This is a genomic window from Cyanobium sp. NIVA-CYA 375, from assembly GCF_056108345.1.
In genome coordinates this window covers 1-18,055 of the sequence record NZ_JBSYHW010000027.1, presented here as the reverse complement: position 1 = coordinate 18,055, position 18,055 = coordinate 1, and the positions used below count along the sequence as shown (strand labels likewise).

18 protein-coding genes and 3 tRNA genes are annotated in these 18,055 nt (G+C 66.8%); 8 read left to right on the top strand and 13 right to left on the bottom strand.

Features of this window, described 5'->3' with window-relative positions; all coding sequences use genetic code 11:
* Window positions 1–15 precede the first annotated feature (15 nt).
* Complete coding sequence (locus AC01FP_RS08780; RefSeq protein ID WP_474479619.1) at window positions 16–309, bottom strand: glutaredoxin family protein; 294 nt, start codon at window positions 307–309, stop codon at window positions 16–18.
* Complete coding sequence (gene yidD / locus AC01FP_RS08775; RefSeq protein ID WP_474479651.1) at window positions 309–560, bottom strand: membrane protein insertion efficiency factor YidD; 252 nt, start codon at window positions 558–560, stop codon at window positions 309–311. The genes AC01FP_RS08780 and yidD overlap by 1 nt, the downstream gene beginning before the upstream one ends.
* 197 nt (window positions 561–757) lie before the next feature.
* On the opposite strand from yidD, the gene rpsD reads away from it, so the two are divergent.
* Window positions 758–1,366, top strand: coding sequence for a 30S ribosomal protein S4 (gene rpsD, locus AC01FP_RS08770; RefSeq protein ID WP_254935903.1), 609 nt, complete (start codon window positions 758–760; stop codon window positions 1,364–1,366).
* 98 nt (window positions 1,367–1,464) lie between these two features.
* Here rpsD and AC01FP_RS08765 read toward each other — a convergent pair whose 3' ends face one another.
* From AC01FP_RS08765 to AC01FP_RS08740, 6 genes are all read right to left on the bottom strand, one after another.
* On the bottom strand, window positions 1,465–2,721 hold the full coding sequence (locus AC01FP_RS08765; RefSeq protein WP_474479616.1) for a geranylgeranyl reductase family protein: 1,257 nt from the start codon (window positions 2,719–2,721) through the stop codon (window positions 1,465–1,467).
* A 20-nt stretch (window positions 2,722–2,741) separates the two neighbouring features.
* Window positions 2,742–3,626 carry an indole-3-glycerol phosphate synthase TrpC gene (gene trpC, locus AC01FP_RS08760; RefSeq protein WP_474479613.1) on the bottom strand — a complete coding sequence of 295 codons (885 nt, stop codon included), beginning with the start codon at window positions 3,624–3,626 and terminating at the stop codon, window positions 2,742–2,744.
* Between the two features lie 5 nt (window positions 3,627–3,631).
* On the bottom strand, window positions 3,632–5,107 hold the full coding sequence (locus AC01FP_RS08755; protein ID WP_474479610.1) for a dihydrolipoyl dehydrogenase: 1,476 nt from the start codon (window positions 5,105–5,107) through the stop codon (window positions 3,632–3,634).
* A 38-nt stretch (window positions 5,108–5,145) separates the two neighbouring features.
* Window positions 5,146–5,985: a TrmH family RNA methyltransferase gene (locus AC01FP_RS08750; protein ID WP_474479608.1), complete on the bottom strand. Its 840-nt coding sequence runs from the start codon at window positions 5,983–5,985 to the stop codon at window positions 5,146–5,148.
* Window position 5,986: 1 nt separating this feature from the next.
* Complete coding sequence (locus AC01FP_RS08745) at window positions 5,987–6,235, bottom strand: hypothetical protein (protein ID WP_474479606.1); 249 nt, start codon at window positions 6,233–6,235, stop codon at window positions 5,987–5,989.
* An 8-nt stretch (window positions 6,236–6,243) separates the two neighbouring features.
* Window positions 6,244–6,327, bottom strand: a tRNA-Leu gene (locus AC01FP_RS08740).
* 152 nt (window positions 6,328–6,479) lie between these two features.
* On the opposite strand from AC01FP_RS08740, the gene murA reads away from it, so the two are divergent.
* The 5 genes from murA to AC01FP_RS08715 all read left to right on the top strand — a co-directional run bounded on the left by murA (window position 6,480) and on the right by AC01FP_RS08715 (window position 11,110).
* Complete coding sequence (gene murA, locus AC01FP_RS08735) at window positions 6,480–7,796, top strand: UDP-N-acetylglucosamine 1-carboxyvinyltransferase (RefSeq protein WP_474479604.1); 1,317 nt, start codon at window positions 6,480–6,482, stop codon at window positions 7,794–7,796.
* Between the two features lie 12 nt (window positions 7,797–7,808).
* Window positions 7,809–7,890 (top strand) — tRNA-Leu (locus tag AC01FP_RS08730).
* A gap of 11 nt (window positions 7,891–7,901) precedes the next feature.
* Entirely contained in the window at window positions 7,902–9,098 is a 1,197-nt protein-coding gene (locus AC01FP_RS08725; protein ID WP_474479601.1) for an acetylornithine/succinylornithine family transaminase, read from the top strand.
* A 7-nt stretch (window positions 9,099–9,105) separates the two neighbouring features.
* Window positions 9,106–10,362, top strand: a complete 1,257-nt coding sequence (locus AC01FP_RS08720) for a bifunctional folylpolyglutamate synthase/dihydrofolate synthase (protein ID WP_474479599.1) — start codon at window positions 9,106–9,108, stop codon at window positions 10,360–10,362.
* A 205-nt stretch (window positions 10,363–10,567) separates the two neighbouring features.
* Window positions 10,568–11,110, top strand: coding sequence for a pentapeptide repeat-containing protein (locus AC01FP_RS08715; protein ID WP_474479596.1), 543 nt, complete (start codon window positions 10,568–10,570; stop codon window positions 11,108–11,110).
* On the opposite strand, the gene AC01FP_RS08710 is transcribed toward AC01FP_RS08715, so the two are convergent.
* From AC01FP_RS08710 to AC01FP_RS08700, 3 genes are read right to left on the bottom strand one after another with little or no spacing between them, the layout of a single operon-like run.
* Window positions 11,094–12,473: an FAD-binding oxidoreductase gene (locus AC01FP_RS08710; protein WP_474479594.1), complete on the bottom strand. Its 1,380-nt coding sequence runs from the start codon at window positions 12,471–12,473 to the stop codon at window positions 11,094–11,096. The genes AC01FP_RS08715 and AC01FP_RS08710 overlap by 17 nt on opposite strands.
* The gene (locus AC01FP_RS08705) at window positions 12,466–13,776 is read right to left on the bottom strand and encodes an amidohydrolase family protein (RefSeq protein ID WP_474479591.1); all 1,311 of its coding nucleotides are present in this window, start codon (window positions 13,774–13,776) and stop codon (window positions 12,466–12,468) included. Before AC01FP_RS08705 ends, AC01FP_RS08710 begins: the two co-directional genes overlap by 8 nt.
* Before the next feature lie 16 nt (window positions 13,777–13,792).
* Window positions 13,793–14,206, bottom strand: coding sequence for a DUF4359 domain-containing protein (locus tag AC01FP_RS08700; protein WP_474479589.1), 414 nt, complete (start codon window positions 14,204–14,206; stop codon window positions 13,793–13,795).
* A 146-nt stretch (window positions 14,207–14,352) separates the two neighbouring features.
* Between AC01FP_RS08700 and AC01FP_RS08695 the strand changes: the two genes are divergently transcribed.
* Window positions 14,353–14,425: transfer RNA gene (locus AC01FP_RS08695), tRNA-His, on the top strand.
* A 49-nt stretch (window positions 14,426–14,474) separates the two neighbouring features.
* Here AC01FP_RS08695 and AC01FP_RS08690 read toward each other — a convergent pair.
* Both AC01FP_RS08690 and AC01FP_RS08685 read right to left on the bottom strand, forming a co-directional pair.
* Window positions 14,475–15,536 (bottom strand): N-acetyltransferase DgcN family protein, encoded by a 1,062-nt coding sequence (locus AC01FP_RS08690; RefSeq protein ID WP_474479587.1) that lies wholly within the window; start codon window positions 15,534–15,536, stop codon window positions 14,475–14,477.
* A complete protein-coding gene (locus tag AC01FP_RS08685; protein ID WP_474479585.1) occupies window positions 15,530–16,627 on the bottom strand; it encodes a dipeptide epimerase in 1,098 nt (365 codons plus the stop codon). The genes AC01FP_RS08690 and AC01FP_RS08685 overlap by 7 nt, the downstream gene beginning before the upstream one ends.
* A 111-nt stretch (window positions 16,628–16,738) precedes the next feature.
* Here AC01FP_RS08685 and glsA point away from each other — a divergent pair.
* A partial coding sequence (gene glsA, locus AC01FP_RS08680; RefSeq protein ID WP_474479649.1) for a glutaminase A occupies window positions 16,739–18,055 on the top strand: 1,317 nt, incomplete at its 3' end.

The following is an 18,055-nucleotide window of genomic DNA, read 5'->3' as shown; positions in this document are numbered from 1 at the left end:
AAAACTGGGGCCTATCTAAGCGTCCTGGCTGGAAAAACCATGCTTCTGCAACCAAACCTGCAAGCTGGATCCGCTCAAGCGTGGCGGCACCCTCGGCAGCTGCCGATCTCCCTGGGCAGAGCGCACCTGCAGCACGGGCACCTCCAGCCCAAAGCGCGCCTGCAGGGCGGGATCGCCATCCACATCAATCGTCTCAAGGGCTAGGGGGAGATCGAGGGCACGCAACTTCTGCTCCAGTCCCTCGCACAGACAGCACCCCTTACGGGTTAGCAGCAGCAAAACCGGGTACCCGGGGGAGGAGGAGCGCATCAATCGGGCACGGGATCGCAACCGCAGGCGGTGAAGGGATGACAACGCAGCAGCCGCCGCAAGGTGAGCCAGCTGCCCCGCCAGGGCCCATGGCGGCTGATCGCCTCGAGGCCGTAGGCGCTGCAACTGGGAATGAAACGGCAGCGGGGCCCAAGCAAGGGCGAAAGCCACTGGCGATAAAAGCCGATCAAGGCGAGCAATAGTGCCGCCAGGCCACGAGTCAGCAATTGGGTCTGCGGTTTGGGCGGCAGTTGGGTCGCAACCCCAAGCTCGGCCGCTTGCAGCGAGGCGAGGCCTGGCTCTGGCTGGAGATCGAGGCTGCGCGGCCCAACCGATAAGATCGATCGTTGGCGCGGCACAGCTCGGGTTAGCGGGATCATCCCAGCATGCTCGATACCGCAGCGCCTTGCCTCCCCAGGGAGGTACTTCGTCCTTTGAATTTGTTTTCATGTCTCGCTACCGCGGCCCTCGTCTGAGGATCACGCGGCGCTTGGGAGACCTTCCCGGTCTCACCCGTAAGTCCGCCAAGCGGTCTTATCCCCCCGGTCAGCACGGCCAAGCCCGTCGCAAGCGCTCCGAATACGCCATCCGCCTCGAAGAAAAGCAGAAGCTTCGCTTCAACTACGGCATCTCCGAACGTCAGCTGGTTCGCTACGTCAAGAAAGCCCGGGCCCAAGAGGGTTCCACGGGTACCAACCTGCTGAAACTGCTCGAGAACCGTCTCGACAATGTTTGCTTCCGTCTGGGTTTTGGTCCCACCGTCCCCGGCGCCCGCCAGCTGGTGAACCATGGCCACGTGACCGTGAACGGCCGCGTCGTGGACATCCCCAGCTACCAGTGCAAGGCCGGCGATGTGGTCGCCGTGCGCGAGCGCAAGCAGAGCAAGCAATTGGCTGAAGGCAACTTGGCCTTCCCGGGTCTGGCCAACATCCCGCCCCACCTGGAGCTCGATAAGAACAAGCTCGTCGCCAAGGTGATCAGCAAATGCGAGCGCGAATGGGTCGCCCTCGAGATCAACGAACTGCTGGTGGTTGAGTTTTACTCCCGCAAAGTTTGATCCTGCCGGATCGGTTTTCAGGCCTGTTCAAACAGCCTCCGCCGCGGCGGGGGCTGCTTTTTTTTGGCCGGCCGATCGACCGGTGTTGGCAAGAACCCTCAGGCCCCCTTGCCAATCCCCACCACCTCCCCCAACAGCCCGCTGGCAATGCGCCGCAGCGAGCGGCGGCCCAGGCCCCGGAAGTTCAGCTCACCCCCCAGCAGCCGCGCCGCCAATGGCGTGGCCCGCGGCTGGGCGATGCCGTAGCGGTAGGTGAGCCCCGGCAGGCCGTAGAACAGGCGCGCCAGCCGCCGCGCCGCCTCGAAATCATCGGCGAGCAGGCCATGCACCCGGGCGGTGTGGCTGGTGGGCTGGCCTGCCAGCAGCGCCTCGGCCGCCAGCCGGCCGCTGCGGATGGCATGGAACAGGCCATCGCCGAAGAGGGGGTTGATCAGGCCGGCCGCATCGCCCACCAGCAGCACCCGGCCATCGGCGCTGTGCAGCGGTTCGGGGCCATCCCAGAAGGGCAGCGGATGGGCGTGGCCCCGCAGGCCCCGCAGGCGCTCGGGCGCCACCCCAAGGGCGGCGGCGTAGGCCTCGATGGCAGCCCGGATGCGGGCGCGGGCGCTGGGGTCGCGTCGCACATCGCGCTGGCGGCCGTGGAAGAGGCCGGCGCCGATGTTGAGGTGGTCGGCCTTGGGGAACACCCAGGCGTAGCCGCGGCGCAGGGCGCCGTATTCCAAATGCAGCAGATCCTGGCGCAGCAGCGGATCAGCCGGATCCCAGCGGTGCGGCACCTCCAGCTCCAGGGCCAGGGCGATCCGCGGTGAGCGGCGCAGTCCAACGGCGGCGGCCACCCCTCCGGCGGCGCCATCGGCACCGATCACGGCATCGGCCAGCAGCGTGCCCGCCGCAGCTTCCTGGCCGGCCACAGCCCGCCGCCGCACCTGCAGGGTCACTCCGCCAGCAGCGCGCTCGAGGCCGGCAAAGGCATGGCCCTCCAGCAGCTCAACGCCGGCGGCCTGGGCCTGGCGCACCAGGGCATGGTCGAAGCGCGGCCGCTGCACCATCAGCAGCCCGCGCGATTGCTCCGGCGGAGTGCCGGGCGGATCGATCGGCGCCTCCACCGCCCGGCCGAAGCACCAGCTGTGGCGCATGAAGCACACCCGCGTATCCACCAGCGCCTCGGGGGCCAGATCGAGCAGCTCCCGCTGCACCGGCACCGGCATGCCGCCGCCGCAGGGCTTGTGGCGCGGCAAGGGCTGCTTCTCGAGCAAGGCCACCCGCAGACCGCCCCGGGCCGCCACCGCCGCCGCCATGGCCCCGGCCGGCCCAGCCCCCACCACCACCAGGTCGTAGCGGGGCCGCTGCTCCAAGGCTGCCGGATGCATCTGCGTCAAATCCCGATCAAGGTTTCCAGGGCGGCGGTCACATCGGCCTGACGCATCAGGGCTTCGCCCACCAGCACCGCATCGGCGCCAGCACCCTGCACCCGGTCGAGATCGTCGCGGGTGAAAAGGCCCGACTCGCTCACCAGCAGGCAGCCCTTGGCGCGGATGCGTTCGCCGTAAACGGCAGTGAGCTGCTCAGTGGTGGCCAAATCCGTATGGAAGCTGGCCAAATCGCGGTTGTTGATACCGATAAGTTGCACGCCATCAAGGCCCAGCACCCGCTCTAGTTCCTCGCCGTCGTGCACCTCCACCAGCACGGCCAGGCCCAAAGCCCTGGCCACCTTGAGCAGGTAGGCCAAATCCTGGTCGCTAAGAATCGCGGCGATCAGCAGGGCAGCATCGGCCCCGGCGGCGCGGGCCTGAAAAAGCTGATAAGGACTCAGGATGAAGTCCTTGCAGAGCAGGGGCAGATCCACCGCCTGGCGCACCTGCACCAGCACCTCAAAGCCACCCTGGAAAAACTGCTTATCGGTGAGCACCGAGAGGCAGCTGGCGCCACCGGCGGCGTAGCCCTTGGCAATCGCTTCGGGATCGAAATCCTCGCGGATCACGCCCTTGCTGGGGCTGGCCTTTTTCACCTCGGCGATCACCGCCGGCTTGCGGCAGGAGGCCCGCAGGGCCGCCAAAAAATCCCTGGTCGCCGGCAGCTCAGCCACCTGCTGTTTGAGCTTCTCCAAGGGCACCCGCTCCCGGGCGGCCGTTATCTCCCGATCCTTCTCCCAGAGGATCTGCTCAAGAATGTGGCGTGGTTCGCTGTCCTCGTGGCGGATGGCGTATTCGAGAAAGGCCACCTTCACCTTGGGGTTGGGCGGCCGGCGACGGATCTCCATGGTGCTCAGCCTGCCACCGCCATGGCTGCTTGCTTGTAGGCCACTTCCACCACTTCACTCAAGGTGGGATGGGTGTGCACCTCCGTGGCCAGTTGCACCACGCTCTGGCGGCGCGCCAAGGCGTTAGCGATTTCCTGGATCAGGTCGGCCGCATGCAAGCCAAAGATGTGGGCGCCCAGCACCTCACCGCTGGCTTTGTTGAATAGCAATTTCATCAGGCCTTCGCCCTCTAGTTCAGCCAGGGCCTTGGAATTGGCCTTGAAGTAGCTGCGCACCAGGCCCAGCTCAAAGCCCTCTTGCTCAGCCAGAGCCTTGGCATCGGCCTCGCTCAGGCCCACCGAGCTGATCTCTGGGTGGGTGAAGGTGGCCGCTGGGATTGAGCGGTAGTCGATCTTGCGGCTGTGGCCAAGAATGTTGTCCACCGCCACGGTGCCTTGGGCGGCGGCGGTGTGGGCCAGCATCATCTTGCCGGTCACATCGCCTACGGCCCAAAGGTGCGGCACCGGCTCACCGCCCACCAGCACCCGCATGCACTCATCGACCGGCACGAAGCCCCGCTCGGTTGCCACACCAACGGCAGCCAGATTGAGCTCGGCGCTAGTGGGCACCCGCCCAGTGGCCACCAGCACCGCATCAACCTCCAGGATTTCCACCAGCTCCTTGGTGGCCATGTCTGCCAGCTCGATCTTGACCGGGCAGCCGGGGGTCACCTTGCGGGCCAGCACCCCGGCGCGAGCATCGATATCGCGGCCATTGATCAAGGTGCGGGCAGCGAGCTTGGCGATGTCGGGATCGAAGGTGGGCATCACCCGATCGAGGGCCTCAATCATCGTGACCTCACAGCCCAAGGCCGTGTACACATCGGCAAATTCCAGTCCGATATAACCGCTGCCGATGATCGCCAGCCAGCGGGGCAGCCACTCAAGGTTCACCGCCTCATCGCTGGTGAACACGGTGCGCCCATCGGTTTCGATGCCGCGGGGTACGAAAGGCTCGGAACCGGTAGCCAGAATCACATCGCGGGCGCTGATGGTGCGCTCAATGCCACTGCCGCTCTCGCGCACCGTCACCTGCTGATGGCCGGCCAGGCGGCCCTGGCCCCGCAGGATCGTGGCACCGGCGCGCTCCAGGGTTTTGGTGAGATTGCTGCGGATCGTTGCCACCAGCTGGTTGGCATGGTCGGCGATCTTTTGGCGCTCAAAGCGCACCGGGGCGGCGTGGATGCCGAAGCCCGCCAGATGCTCGGCGTCGGCCAGCTCCCGCACCCGGCCGCTGGCCGCCAGCAGGGCTTTAGAGGGCACACAGCCCCTGTTCACGCAGGTGCCGCCCATATCGCGCGACTCAACAATGGCGACCCGCAGGCCATGGTCGGCAGCGTGCTTCGCCGCATCGAAGCCGCCATAGCCGGCACCGATCACGACCACGTCGTAATCGAAACTCGAACCATCAAAACGCAATCCGTCAAGGGGGGCGTCGCTCACCGGGCAGCACTGCGGTTGTTGACAGGCATTCTCCCCCGTCAAGCTCCAGCCTGCTGGCGCAGGCGCTCGAGCAGGAGCGGAGCTGCCGCCACGGCCACATTTAGGGATTCCACCGCCGGGCTGTGGGGAATGGTGACGCGCTGGCTGGCCAGAGCCTGGAGCTCCGCTGACACCCCAGCCCCCTCATTGCCAAGCAGCAACACCGTGGGCCGGGTCCAATCGAGCTGCCAATAGGGAATAGGCGCCTCAGTAGCAGCCACCGATTCGGTCTCGGGGCGCAGCGCAACCACCAGCTGCAGGCCGGCGGCCGTTGCCGCCTGCAACCGCTCCGCCAGTTCCTGCCTGCTCTCCCGCAGCAGGGGCAGGGCCAAGGCAGCCCCCGCCGAGGCGCGCAACACCTTGGGTTGAAAGGGGTCAGCCCCATCGGCCAACCACAGAGCCCCGACCCCCGCCGCCAAGGCAGTGCGCATCAAGGTGCCGAGGTTGCCGGGATCCTGGATCCCATCAAGAGCCAGCACAAAGCTGGTATTGGCTGGAGCCGCTGCCGTCGGAGGCAGCAGGCTGGCCACCACCCCCTCGGGATGCTGGGTAGTGGCTATGGCCTCCAGCACCTCGCCACTCACCAGTCGCGAACTGCAACCTGGAGGTAGGGCTGCCACCAGCTCGCCATGGTTGGCCAGCCATGCGGCGGTAACCAGCACGTCCCTGGGCTGAAGCCCTAGTCGCAGCGACTCCTGCAGGAGGTGGGTGCCTTCCAGCAGCAGCAAACCCTGCTCGCGGCGACCGCGAGACTCCTGCAAAAGACGCAGCTGCTTCACCAGAGGGTTACGGCGGCTAGTGAGCGGCTGCGCACCACCCAAGCCATCACTAGCGATCACCTCAAAACGCCTGGTGACGGCGCACGTGCAGTCCGTCGTGGACCACAACCTCCTTACCGTCGAGATCTAGGCCCCGCACCGAGGCAACCTCACCCTTCAAGCCTTCAGCCTGCAGGTTTTCGACAAGTTTCTTCAGCAACACGTCCTCGATTGTGGATTGATCGAGGCTTTCTGGCGTCAGGCTCTCAAGGAATTTGCCGAGCTTTGAGGCCATTACCTCGGAAGCATTTGAAATCTTGAGAACGATCATGAGAAAAGTGCGGATGGGGAGACTTGAACTCCCACGACATTGCTGCCACTAGTACCTGAAACTAGCGCGTCTACCAATTCCGCCACATCCGCGTGGCTGTTGCTAGAGCAAATCTCGCTGCAACGCCCAAAACATAAGCCATCGGCAACCCACGCCAGCGGTTCAAGACAGTTCCAGCGGCGTCCCCTAGACGGTCTCGCCATTTGTTGTCAATATGCTGCGACGTGAGCCAAGCGGTCGTTCCATGGGTTTGATCGCTGTCCAGGCGCCCAACAAAATTCACTCTCTTCAAAATCCTCAACTGGAGATCCGGGGCGGCCGGCCCCTCTCCGGTGAATTGCAAGTAAGTGGCGCCAAAAATTCAGCATTGGTGCTGATGGCCGCCTGTCTTTTGACTCGCGACACGATCCGGCTGCGGAATGTTCCGCCGCTCACCGACATCGCCGCTATGAGCGAAATGCTCAGCAGTCTCGGCGGTCAGGTCTGTCGTATTGGCGACGCACTGGAATTGAACGGCGAAAGCATCAACAATTCTGCAGCTCCCTACGAGCTGGTGAATAGCCTGCGGGCCAGCTTCTTCTGCATTGGCCCCCTGCTGGCCCGCATGGGCATGGCCAAGGTGCCCCTGCCTGGCGGCTGCCAGATCGGCACCCGGCCGGTTGTTGAGCATGTAAAGGGCCTCAAGGCTATGGGAGCCCAGGTCACCATTGAACATGGGGTAGTTACAGCCGTGGTTCCCGGTCGCGGCCACCGCCTGACGGGCGGCCGCATCCACATGGATTGCCCCAGCGTTGGAGCCACCGAGACCTTGATGATGGCGGCCGCTCTTGCCGATGGCGAGACAGTGATCGACAACGCCGCCCTTGAGCCAGAGGTGGTTGATTTGGCGGGCCTGCTGATCGCCATGGGGGCCAAGGTGCGCGGCGCCGGCACCTCCACCATCACGATCGTGGGCGTGGATCGCCTGCATGGGGCCGACTACGCCGTGATCCCCGATCGCATCGAAGCTGGCACCTTCCTTTTGGCCGCTGCCATCACCCGCTCCCACCTGCGAGTAACGCCGCTGATCCCCGAGCACCTTGGCGCCGTACTCACCAAGCTTGAGGAAGCGGGCTGCACCCTGGAGCACGACGGTATCGGCCTCACCATCAAGGCCGACCAGATCAACGCAGTCGACCTGCGCACCCAGCCATTCCCCGGCTTCCCCACCGATCTACAGGCCCCGTTTATGAGCCTGCTGGCCACGGCCCGGGGCACCAGCGTGATTACCGAAAACATCTTTGAAAATCGCTTGCAACACGTGGGCGAACTGCAGCGGATGGGCGCCGACATCCGCATGCAGGGCAATACCGCCTTTGTGGAAGGAGTAGCCCGCCTCAGCGGTGCTCCAGTGCAGGGCAGCGACCTGCGCGCCTCGGCTGCCATGGTGCTGGCCGGCTTAGCCGCCGATGGCATCACCAGCGTGCGCGGCCTGGAATACCTAGATCGTGGCTACGCCAACCTCGAGGGCAAGCTCAATGCCGCCGGAGCAAGCATTGAGCGCGTCAGCTCGGAGGCTTAAGCTGTCATCGGCGGGAGCGTGCCGGAATTGGTAGACGGACTCGACTCAAAATCGAGCGCCTTCGGGTTTGTGGGTTCGAGTCCCACCGCTCCCATCTCGCAGGTCATGGACACCTACGCCCGCTTCCCGATAAGCCTCACCCGGGGCCGGGGAGTTTGGGTTTGGGATAGCAATGGCAAGCGCTATCTCGACTGCGTGGCCGGCATTGCCGTCTGCGCCCTCGGTCACAGCGACGGGCGGCTGAAGCGGGCCCTAAGCCGCCAGCTCGGCAAGCTGCAACACGTATCCAATCTGTATCGAATCCCCGAGCAGGAGGAACTGGCCGCTGCGATCACCGCCAGCAGCTGCCTGGATCGGGTTTTCTTCTGCAACTCCGGCGCTGAGGCCAATGAGGCCGCCATCAAACTGGCCCGTAAGCACGGCCACACGGTGCGCGGCATCGCCGCTGGCGACGGCAAGGCGCCCCTAATCCTCACCGCCCAGGCCAGCTTCCACGGCCGCACCCTGGCTGCGGTTTCAGCCACGGGCCAGCCCAAGTACCACCAGGGCTTTGAGCCGATGGTGCAGGGCTTCCGCTACTTCCCATACAACGACACCGCCGCCTTTGAGGCCCTGCTGGCCAGCTGCGAAGCCCAGGGCCCGCGGGTGGCCGCCGTGCTGCTCGAACCAATCCAGGGCGAGGGCGGCGTGCATCCCGGCAATCGCTCCTTTTTTCAGCGGGTGCGCGAACTCTGCGATGCCCACCACATCCTGCTGATCTTCGATGAAGTGCAGATCGGCGTTGGCCGCAGCGGCCAGCTCTGGGGCTACGAGCAGCTGGGCGTCGAGCCCGATGCCATCACCTTGGCCAAGGGCCTAGGCGGCGGCATCCCCATCGGTGCCCTAGCGGTGAAAGCCTCAGTGGATCACTTCCGCCCCGGCGAACACGCCAGCACCTTCGGCGGCAACCCCTTCGCCTGCCGCGCCGGCCTCACCGTGCTAGCCGAACTGGAGCGGCGCGACCTGCTCAGCCACGTGCAGCGGATGGGGGCGCTGCTGCAGGAGCTGCTGGCCGAGCTAGTGAGCCGCCATCCCAGCCTGCTGGAGGGGGTGCGGGGCTGGGGGCTGCTGCAAGGCCTCGTGCTGCGCGCCGAAGCCCCGAGCGCCCCGGAGATCGTCAAGGCGGCTATGGAGCAAGGGCTGCTGCTGGTGCCCGCTGGTCCCCTGGTGGTTCGCTTCGTGCCCCCGCTGGTGATCCAGCCCCGCCACCTGCGCCTGGCCGTCGACCGCCTCGAGCGCGCCCTAGTCAGCCTTGGTCGCTAAAACAGCCTTGGGCGTTGAACACGACCCCTTCGCCGACCTGATCGAGCCCTTCAGCCGCCGCGGCGTCGACCTGGGCCTCGATCGCCTCCAGGCGGCCCTAGCCGAGCTTGGGCATCCCGAGCGCCGCTTTGCCGCCGTGCAGGTGGCGGGCACCAACGGCAAGGGCTCGATCTGCACCCTGATGCACCAGGCCCTGCTGGCCAGCGGCATCCACGCCGGCCTCTACACCTCGCCACACCTGGTGAGCTGGACCGAGCGCATCCGGCTGGGCGACACCCCAATCGCCGCACCAGACCTGCGCCGCCACCTGGAAACCGCCACGCCGATCGCCCAACGCCACCAGCTCACGCCGTTTGAGCTGGTCACCGCCGCGGCCTTTCTGGCCTTCGCGGAGGCGAACTGTGAGCTGGTGGTGCTGGAGGTGGGACTGGGGGGCCGGCTCGACGCCACCACCTGCCATCCCCACCGGCCCGTGATCGGCTTTGCCTCGGTGGGGCTCGATCACGCCGAGTTCCTCGGGCCAGATCCAGCCACAATTGCCGCCGAAAAAGCTGGCGTGCTCCAGCCGGGGGCCGTGGCAGTTAGCGCACCCCAGAGCCCGGAGGTGGCGGCGGTGCTGAACGATCGCGCCGCCGCAGTGGGAGCCGAACTGCGCTGGGTGGAGCCGCTGGATCTCGACCAGTGGCCCCTAGGGCTCTCAGGAGCCGTGCAGACCGCCAATGGCGCCGTCGCCCTGGGCCTACTGCGGGCCTTAGGGGAGCGGGGCTGGCCGGTCAACGACCCAGCCATACGCCGCGGTTTCGCAGCCGCCCGCTGGCCAGGCCGCCTGCAACAACTGAGCTGGGGCGGCCAGCCCCTGCTGCTCGATGGCGCCCACAACCTGCCGGCCGCCCTCGCCCTGCGCTCTGAGCTCGACGCCAATCCCGAGCGCCACGGCCTGGCCCCCGGCCCGCGCCACTGGCTGCTCGGCATGTTGGCCAATAAGCAGGGGCCGGAGATAGCCGCGGCCCTGCTGGCCCCGGACGACCGAGCCTGGATTGTGCCGGTGCCGGGGCACGCCTGCTGGAGCCTTGAAGCCCTTACCGCCGCCTGTCCCAGACTCGCTAGCCAGCTCCGTAGCGCCCCCAGCCTCGAGGCCGGCCTGGCGCAAGCGGGAAGTGGTTCGCAGCGCGTGGTAGTTGCTGGCTCTCTCTACCTACTCGGCCAGGTAGCCCCATCAGGGCAAGCCCCAGTTGCAAGCCCAGGGACTTCTGGTTTTGGTTAATTAGCCGGTTAATTAGCTGGTTAATTCGCCTGCTGCTCATCGCCACCAGCCCCACTAGCCCATCAACCAAGCTCGAGCCCCCTCGAGCATGTTTTTGCTGATTAGCTTAGCTAAGGCTAAGTCAAGTCGTAAAACACCTATCTACTTCTCCCCTTCTGCCACCGCACACCATCCAGGCCAGAGTGAGGTCCCGCGGCCGATCCCCATGGCTCCCCTCTTCGAGCTCCTCTCAGCGGCCCAGTCAGGAGCCAAATCAGTGGCGAAATTAGTGGCCCTTTCCCTAGCCCTGGGGCTGCTGCTGCTTTCTCCACTGTTTTCTCCATTGCCGGCGGCGGCCGACTTCTCCGGCGTGGACTACACGCTCACCAATCAGAACGAGCAGGATTTCAGCGGCCAGGATCTAGCCAATACCTCCTTCGCTGGAGCCACGGGACGACACGCCAACTTCAGCGGCGCCGATCTGCACGGGGCGATTCTCACCCAGGCGGCCTTCCCCAATGCCAATTTCGCCGGCGCCGATCTCAGCGGCACCCTGATGGACAAGGTGGACCTCTCCGGAGCCGATCTCAGCGGGGCCATCCTCACCGGGGCCATCGCTTCTGGCAGCAGCTTCCGCGGCGCCAACGTCACCGATGCCGACTTCAGCGACGCCCTGATCGACCGGGTAGACCAGCGCTCCCTCTGCCGCGATGCCGAAGGCACCAACCCGATCACCGGCGCCGATACCCGCCTCAGCCTGGGCTGCTGAGCCAGCCGCGCAATTTGCCGGGGTTGAGCAGGCCGGCCGGGTCGTAGGCGGCCTTTGCTGCCACCTGGTCGGCATCGATAACGCCCAGGCCGCCATCTTCGACGCTGATCACATGGGGATTAAAGAGCACAGCACCGCAGCTGCGGCAATCGTCTAGTAGCCGCTGCAGGGCCGCCTCGCCGCGCCAGCGCAGCAGTGGCAGGGCCGCCAGCCGGGCCGCACCCTGCTGCCTCACGGCCTCTAGGTGCCAAAGCAGGTCGTCGCCCCATTGCTGCCGCAAGCGCTCCAGGCAGGGGGCCTCCGGCTGGGGCAGCAGCATCTGCAGATAGGTCCAATCCGGATGCTGGGCGCGCCAATGCAGGGTGGTGTGGTTCCAGCTGAGCTCCCGCAGCGGCAGCCCCCGGCTCTGGCCCTGGGGAGCCTGCCAGCGCAGCGCTCCGCCCCGGGCCGCCAGCCAGCTCGGCAACACCTCCAGGGCAGCGGGGGCGGCCAGCAACAACAGGCGCTGCTCACCAGGCTCGGGCGCCGGACAGCCCGCCGGCCAGGGGAGCTGGCTAGCGAGCGGCGCCTCCAGCACGGTGATGGCATGGAGCTCAAAGGCCGTACCGGCAAGGGCCTGGGCCGCCGCCAGGGCCTGCTCCCACTGCTCGAAACCCACCACCAGCTGCTGCCAAACCACCGCATCGCTGGTGGGCAGCCGCAGGGCCGTGATGATGCCATTGGTGCCGTAGGCGTGGTTGAGCGGGGCGCTGGCGGCGGCATCGAGCTGCAGCAGCCGCGGCTCGGGCTCGAGGGTTACCACCTCCAGGCCCAGCAGGTTGCCGGGATCGCGCAGAAAACCCCAGCGCAGGGAGCCGATACCGCCGGAGCCACCGGCGATAAAGCCACCGATGCTGGCGCTGCGCACCGTGCTGGGCACCAGCCGCAGGGCCCGGCCCCGGGGGGCCAACTGCTGCTCGATCGCCCCCATCAAGGCGCCTGCCTCCACCTCGAGCACGCCGGTGGCTTCATCCAGCTGGCGCAGTTGCTTGAGGCCGCTGAGATCCAGCACCAGGCCGCCTTGCAGCGGCACGCACTGGCCGTAGTTGCCCGTGCCGGCACCGCGCACCGTCAAGGGCACGCCGTGGCGAGCACAGGCCCCTGCCACCAGCAGCACCTGCTCCACCGTGGTGGCTCTGGCCACCAGCTGGGCGCGGCAGCCCTGCAGCAGGGGCACCAGCACCGGCGAGTAGTCGTAGTAGTCGCGGGAGAGCCGCTCCAACTCCAGCGGCGACTCGGCCCCAAGCAGCGGCAGGGCCGAATCCAACCGGCCCAGCTCCGCAGCCAGAGCAGTGATCTGGGCCTCAGGGCAACGCTCAGCCATGGGGTGGCAATAGGGGGGAGGGCTTCTCAGCTTCGGGCGGCGGCAGCCAGACGCCTTGACGCATCACCCGCCGCTGGGGCGGCCGAGCCAGCAGCTCCCCCCAGCTGTCAGCGCCGAGCAGCACCAGATCGGCTGGTGCCCCAAGCCGCACCACCCCATCCCAGGCGAGCTCCAGCACCGCTGCAGCAGCGGTGCTGAAGGGGGCCAGGCCCAGCCGCTCCCAGGGCATCAATTGGCAGAGCGGCGCCGACCAGCGCAGCAGCTCAATGGGATCGAAATCACCACCGGGATACCAGGGGTCTTGCACGTTGTCACCGCCGATAGCCAGCCGCACGCCCGCCTGCTGCAGGCTGCGGATCGGCGCTAGGGGCCGCCGCCAGGGGGTGCGACCGGGCCGGCGCCCCAGCAGCCAAAAATTGGCGGTAGGCAAGGCAACCACGGCGATATCGGCGGCGGCCAGCCGATCAGCCAGCTGGTCGCAACTGCGGGGCGGCAACAGGGCCATGCTGCTGGCGTGGCTGCAGGTGATCGCCACAGCGCGGCGCTGCTCCAAGGCCAACTGGGCCACCATCGCCACGCCTGCGCCAGGGCAGGAATCGGCCTCATCAACGTGCAGATCCACCCCGCAACCATGGCGCTCAGCCAGGGCAAGCAGGGCCAGCAGGGCCTCGCGGTCGGCGCGGCGGCGAGCGGCACCCTGGCCATAGGGCGGCCCGATCACCCCACCCAGCAGGCCCTGGCCAGCGGCCACCCGCCGGGCCAGGGCCTGCCCCTCCGCCGTGAGCCAATGGGCCATCGGTGCCAAGGCCACCAGCTGCAGCTCCAGCCGCTCGCGCCAGCGCTCACGGGCCGCCAGCAGGGCCTCCCAACTGGGCTCGGCCCCTGGCCCCACGCTGTCGATGTGGCTGCGGATCGCCCGCACACCGTTGCGCCAGGCGCGCTCCAAGGCTCGCTCAGCCCGTTCAGCCACCTGCTCAGCGCTGCGCTGGCCATATTCGATTTGATTGGCAGCCAGGGCCGCCGCCATCGTGCCCTCGCGATTGGGAAAGGCGGCGCCGCTAAAGGCCTTATCCAGGTGGGCATGGGGCTCCACCAAGGGCGTGAGGGCCAGGGGCAGCTTGGCTGCAGCCACAGCCTGGGCGGAAAGGGGCGCAATCGCCGCAATCTGGCCCGCCTCGAAGCCGATGCACAGGGGCACCAAGCCATCGGCATCAGCGCAAAACCCGGCTCCGCCCAGGCGCGGATCCAGCAGCCCCCTGGGCAGGCGCAGCTCAAGGGAGCCGGTCAGGGCAGTGGAGCTCACAGCAGCAAGAATCTCACTAGGGGCTTTCAAAACGCTCTGTAGCGGCGCTGATCAAAACAAATTGACCAGCCACAGCCACCACGGTGGAGCGAAAGCGCGGCACCTGCCAGCCCAGCAGCAATTGGCCGCCCAGCTCACTATCGAAAACACTGAACACACCGAAGTTGCGGCGGCGGGTATGGCTGACCACCACGGCAGCCAAGGCCTCTCGCTGGGCCTGCACCAAATCCGCACAGTTGTGAATTGCCATCCGCATCAGCACCGGCAAACCACCCTCGCCGCAGAGCTCCCTGCCGATTTCTTCCACCAACCTGTCTCCGGCGAAGCCACGGAAGTCGGCGGTGGATGGATTGATGAGGGCAAGGCCGCCGCTGGCCAAGGCGAGCACGATCAGGCCAGGGGCCCAGGGGAAGCGGGTCGAAGCGTTCAAACGGCGGAGCAAAAGGTGCTCTATCGCAAGTAAATCCAGGTTGACACCGTTTTATCAACTTATCTGCGGTAGCAATAATTGCGAAGGCTGCTTCAACGGTTGAGGGGCCTCGACTGGCGACTGCTTGCTACATTGAACCAGTCATGGCGGGCGTCGCCAAGCGGTTAAGGCAGCGGCTTGTGGTGCCGCCATCCGGGGGTTCGAATCCCCTCGCTCGCCCTTGATTACCTAGCCGTCCCAACCACTTTTGGGGCGGCTTTTTTGTGGCTTACTGCAGCGCCTGCAGCAAGACCCCAGCCCCATCACGCACCGGATCGGCGCAGGGCAAGCCGACCTCGGCCGCAGTGGCGGCAACAGCGAGCTGGGCGGCGGCGGCATCCAGCCGGGCGGTGTTGAGCGCCACGGCCCGCACCCGCGGCCGCAGGCCATCGGGCCGCCCCAAGGCCGCCAGGGCTTCCAGCGCCACGATCAACTCGGGCAAGGGCGGGATCGCCACCGTCACCTCCCCTGATCGGGTGCGCACGTGGCTCTGGCCAGCGCGGTGCACCAGCAGCAGCTCGGTGGGCTGGCTGCCGCGCAGCAGGGGCAAGGTGGCGCTGGAGCCCGGATGGCAAAGGGACCCCTGGCCCTCCACCAGCAGCAACGCCTGCGGCCCGGCCCCAGCGGCGGCGGCCAGCACGGCCGTCTCCACGGCACCGGCGGCGTAATCAATCCGCACGGCATCAAGGGCCACCCCCTGGCCGCTGATCAGAATTCCCGCCTGACCCGTGCCCACAAAGCGGGCATCAAGGCCGCGACGCCTGGCCTCAGCCTGCAACTCCAAGCAGGCGCTCATCTTGCCCACGGCCATATCCGAACCCACGGCCAACACCCGGCGGCAGGGCAGGGCAGCGGCTCGCGCCGCTGCTACCTCCAAGCCAACCGGCTCCTGGCGCAGGTCCCAGATCCACTGACCGGGGCGGCTGCAGGCGGCAGCCAGCTCGGGATCATCGCCAAGGCGGCTGTGCAGGCCACTGGCCAGGTTTAGCCCCGCCTGCAGCGCTACAAGCAAATCGGCCCGCATTGGCGAGGGCAGGCGGCCACCGGAGGGGGCTAGCCCCACTACCGCCACCTCGGGCCCGTAGGCCAGGGCCGCCGCCATGTCAGCCACCACCGGCACAGCCCGCTCAATGCCGCTCACCTGCTGCAGGTCGGAGCCAGCGAAAGCCGGATCGATCACCGCCACGATCGGCCCACTGCGATAGCGCAACATCGCCAAACCGGTCTTGCCGCTGAGGTCGTTGAGGCCGCCGTGCTGCAGCAGCACGACCGGAGCGCTTGGGCTCAACATGACGACTGCCCCATGGCGACACCCAGATCGATGCCAAGGCCGGGGCCCGCTGGCGGAATCAGCACGTCTCCCTGCACAGGCAGCCCCTTAAAGGGGTCGTCCACCAGGTTGAGGTGGCTATCGAGATCGGGCCAGGTCACCAGGGGCAGCAGCTGGGCTGCGGCGCCATTGAGCAGTGCACCATCGGAGTAGCACCCCACCATCACCCCTAAACCCAAGCGGCGAGCCGTCTGGGCCAGCAGCAGGGCCTCGCTGAGGCCACCGCTCTTGAGCAACTTGATGTTGATGCCATCTACGTGGGGGGCCAGCCGCAGCAAATCGGCCAGCTGCCAGCAGCTCTCATCGGCCACCAGGGGCAGGGGGCAAAGCCCGTGCAGGGCTGCAAAGCCGGCGGTGTCCAGCTGGGGATCCAGCAGGGGCGCCAGGGGCTGCTCCAACAGCACCACGCCGGCCCTCTCCAGGGGCTCGAACATGGCCTGGGCCGTGGCCAGATCCCAGCCGCCGTTGGCATCCACCTGCAGCTCACAGGCGCTGCCGGTCTGCTGGCGCCGCTGCTCGAGGGCGGTAGCAACCCCCCCCAGCAGGGCCAGGTCGTGGGCGATGCCAGCGGGGCTGCCAAGCTTGAGCTTGATGCGGGTGGCAGGCAGCTGCAGCCACCAGCGCTCGAGCCGCGCCAGGACAGCCTCGGGCGTACCTAAGCCAAGGGTGACGCTGGTGGCGACACAGGCGCCTGGATCCAGGCCCCAGAGCCGGTGCAGCGGCTGGTTCAACCGTTTGCCCCACCAATCGTGCAGGGCCAGATCCAAGCCGCAACGGGCCGGGGGGCTCAGGGCGGCCAGCAGGGGCTCCAGGGCCTGCTGGGGCTGGGGCACCAGAGCCGCAAGCTGGGGGCCAACCGCCTCCAGCTCCGCCGCAACGGCATCGGTGGCGTAGTGGCGGTGGCCGGTCTCGAAGCCGCCGGTCTCGCCGATGCCCGTGAGCCCGTCGTGCTCAAGACTCACCAGCAGGTGCTCCACCGCAGCCGTCGTGCCGCGGCTGATGGCCAGGGGCACGGCCTTGGTGAGCTGAAAGCGTTGCAGGCTCAGGCGCATGGCTTTAGCGGCCTTCCCTGGAATGGGCCCCCAAGCTGGCATGGACCAAAGGTTGCCTGTGAACAAGCCACTGGGGCCAACACAACCCAGGATCACCAATAGCGATTCGCGATTACAGAAATCACAAAGACACCGAGGTCAAGCGCACCGATCCGCTCCTCCCTGATCCAACAACTGCTTGAACAGCATTTAGCAGACCTGCGTGACTGCCGTGAGGGCGCGGTCGCGAACTACATCCCCGAGCTAGCCAAAGCGAATCCAGAGGATTTTGGAATCGTTCTGGCAACGGCCGATGGCAGGGTTTATGCGGTTGGGGACTGGGAAAAGACCTTCACGATCCAGTCGATCTCCAAGCCCTTTATGTATGGGCTGGCGCTGAGCCTGCTCTCCCCGTCGTTCATGGAGAAAAAGGTGGGGGTGGAGCCCTCGGGCGATGCGTTCAACGCCATCAGCCTGGATCCACGCACCGGCATTCCCCGCAACCCGATGATCAATGCCGGTGCCATCGCCACGGCAGCCCAGGTGTGGCGCCACGATCCAGGCCGGGCCGAGGCCCTCACCCTGGAGTTCTTTTCCAGCCTGGCCGGTCGTCCCCTGGCGGTGAATGAGTCGGTCTATGAATCCGAACGGGCCAGCGGACATCGCAACCGGGCCATCAGCCACCTGCTGCGCAACGCTGCAGTGATCGAGGAGGAGCCAGAGCCGGGCCTCGATCTCTATTTTCGCCAGTGTTCGATCGGGGTCACCTGCCGGGACCTTGCCGTGATGGCCGCCACCCTCGCCTGCCAAGGGCGCAACCCGCTCACCAAGGACGAACCCCTCAATCCAGCCATCACCACCCGCATGCTCGCCGTCATGGGCAGCTGCGGGATGTACGACTACGCCGGGCAGTGGTTGTACGACGTGGGGATGCCGGCCAAGAGCGGCGTCGGCGGCGGGGTGCTTGCGGTGGTGCCGGGCCGGCTCGGCATCGCGGTTTACTCGCCAAGGCTCGATGCCTTCGGCAACAGCGTGCGCGGCATCGCCACCTGCCGGCGCCTATCCCAGGCCCTGGAGCTCCACCTCTTTGACCAAACACCCCTGCAGCAGTCGCCGGTGCGCAGCACCTACAAGGGCACGGAGCGGCGCTCCCGCCGCTGGCGCAGCACCGCTGAGGCAGCAGTGCTTGATCCCCTGAGATCGCAAATCAAGGTGCTTCATGCCCAAGGGGTGCTGGATTTCGCCGCCCTGGAAAACGTTCTCGGAAGCATCGAGCAGGCAGCAACCGATGGAGACGTGATCATTCTTGATCTCGGTCAGGTCAGCGAACTACCGGCCGCCAGCAAAGCTTTGCTACAGCTTCAGGCAGAGCTCCTGCAGGCGGGGGGCAAGCAACTTCTGCTCTGCCGCAGCAGCCATCTGGAACTGCCAGCAGCCCTCAGTCGCGAA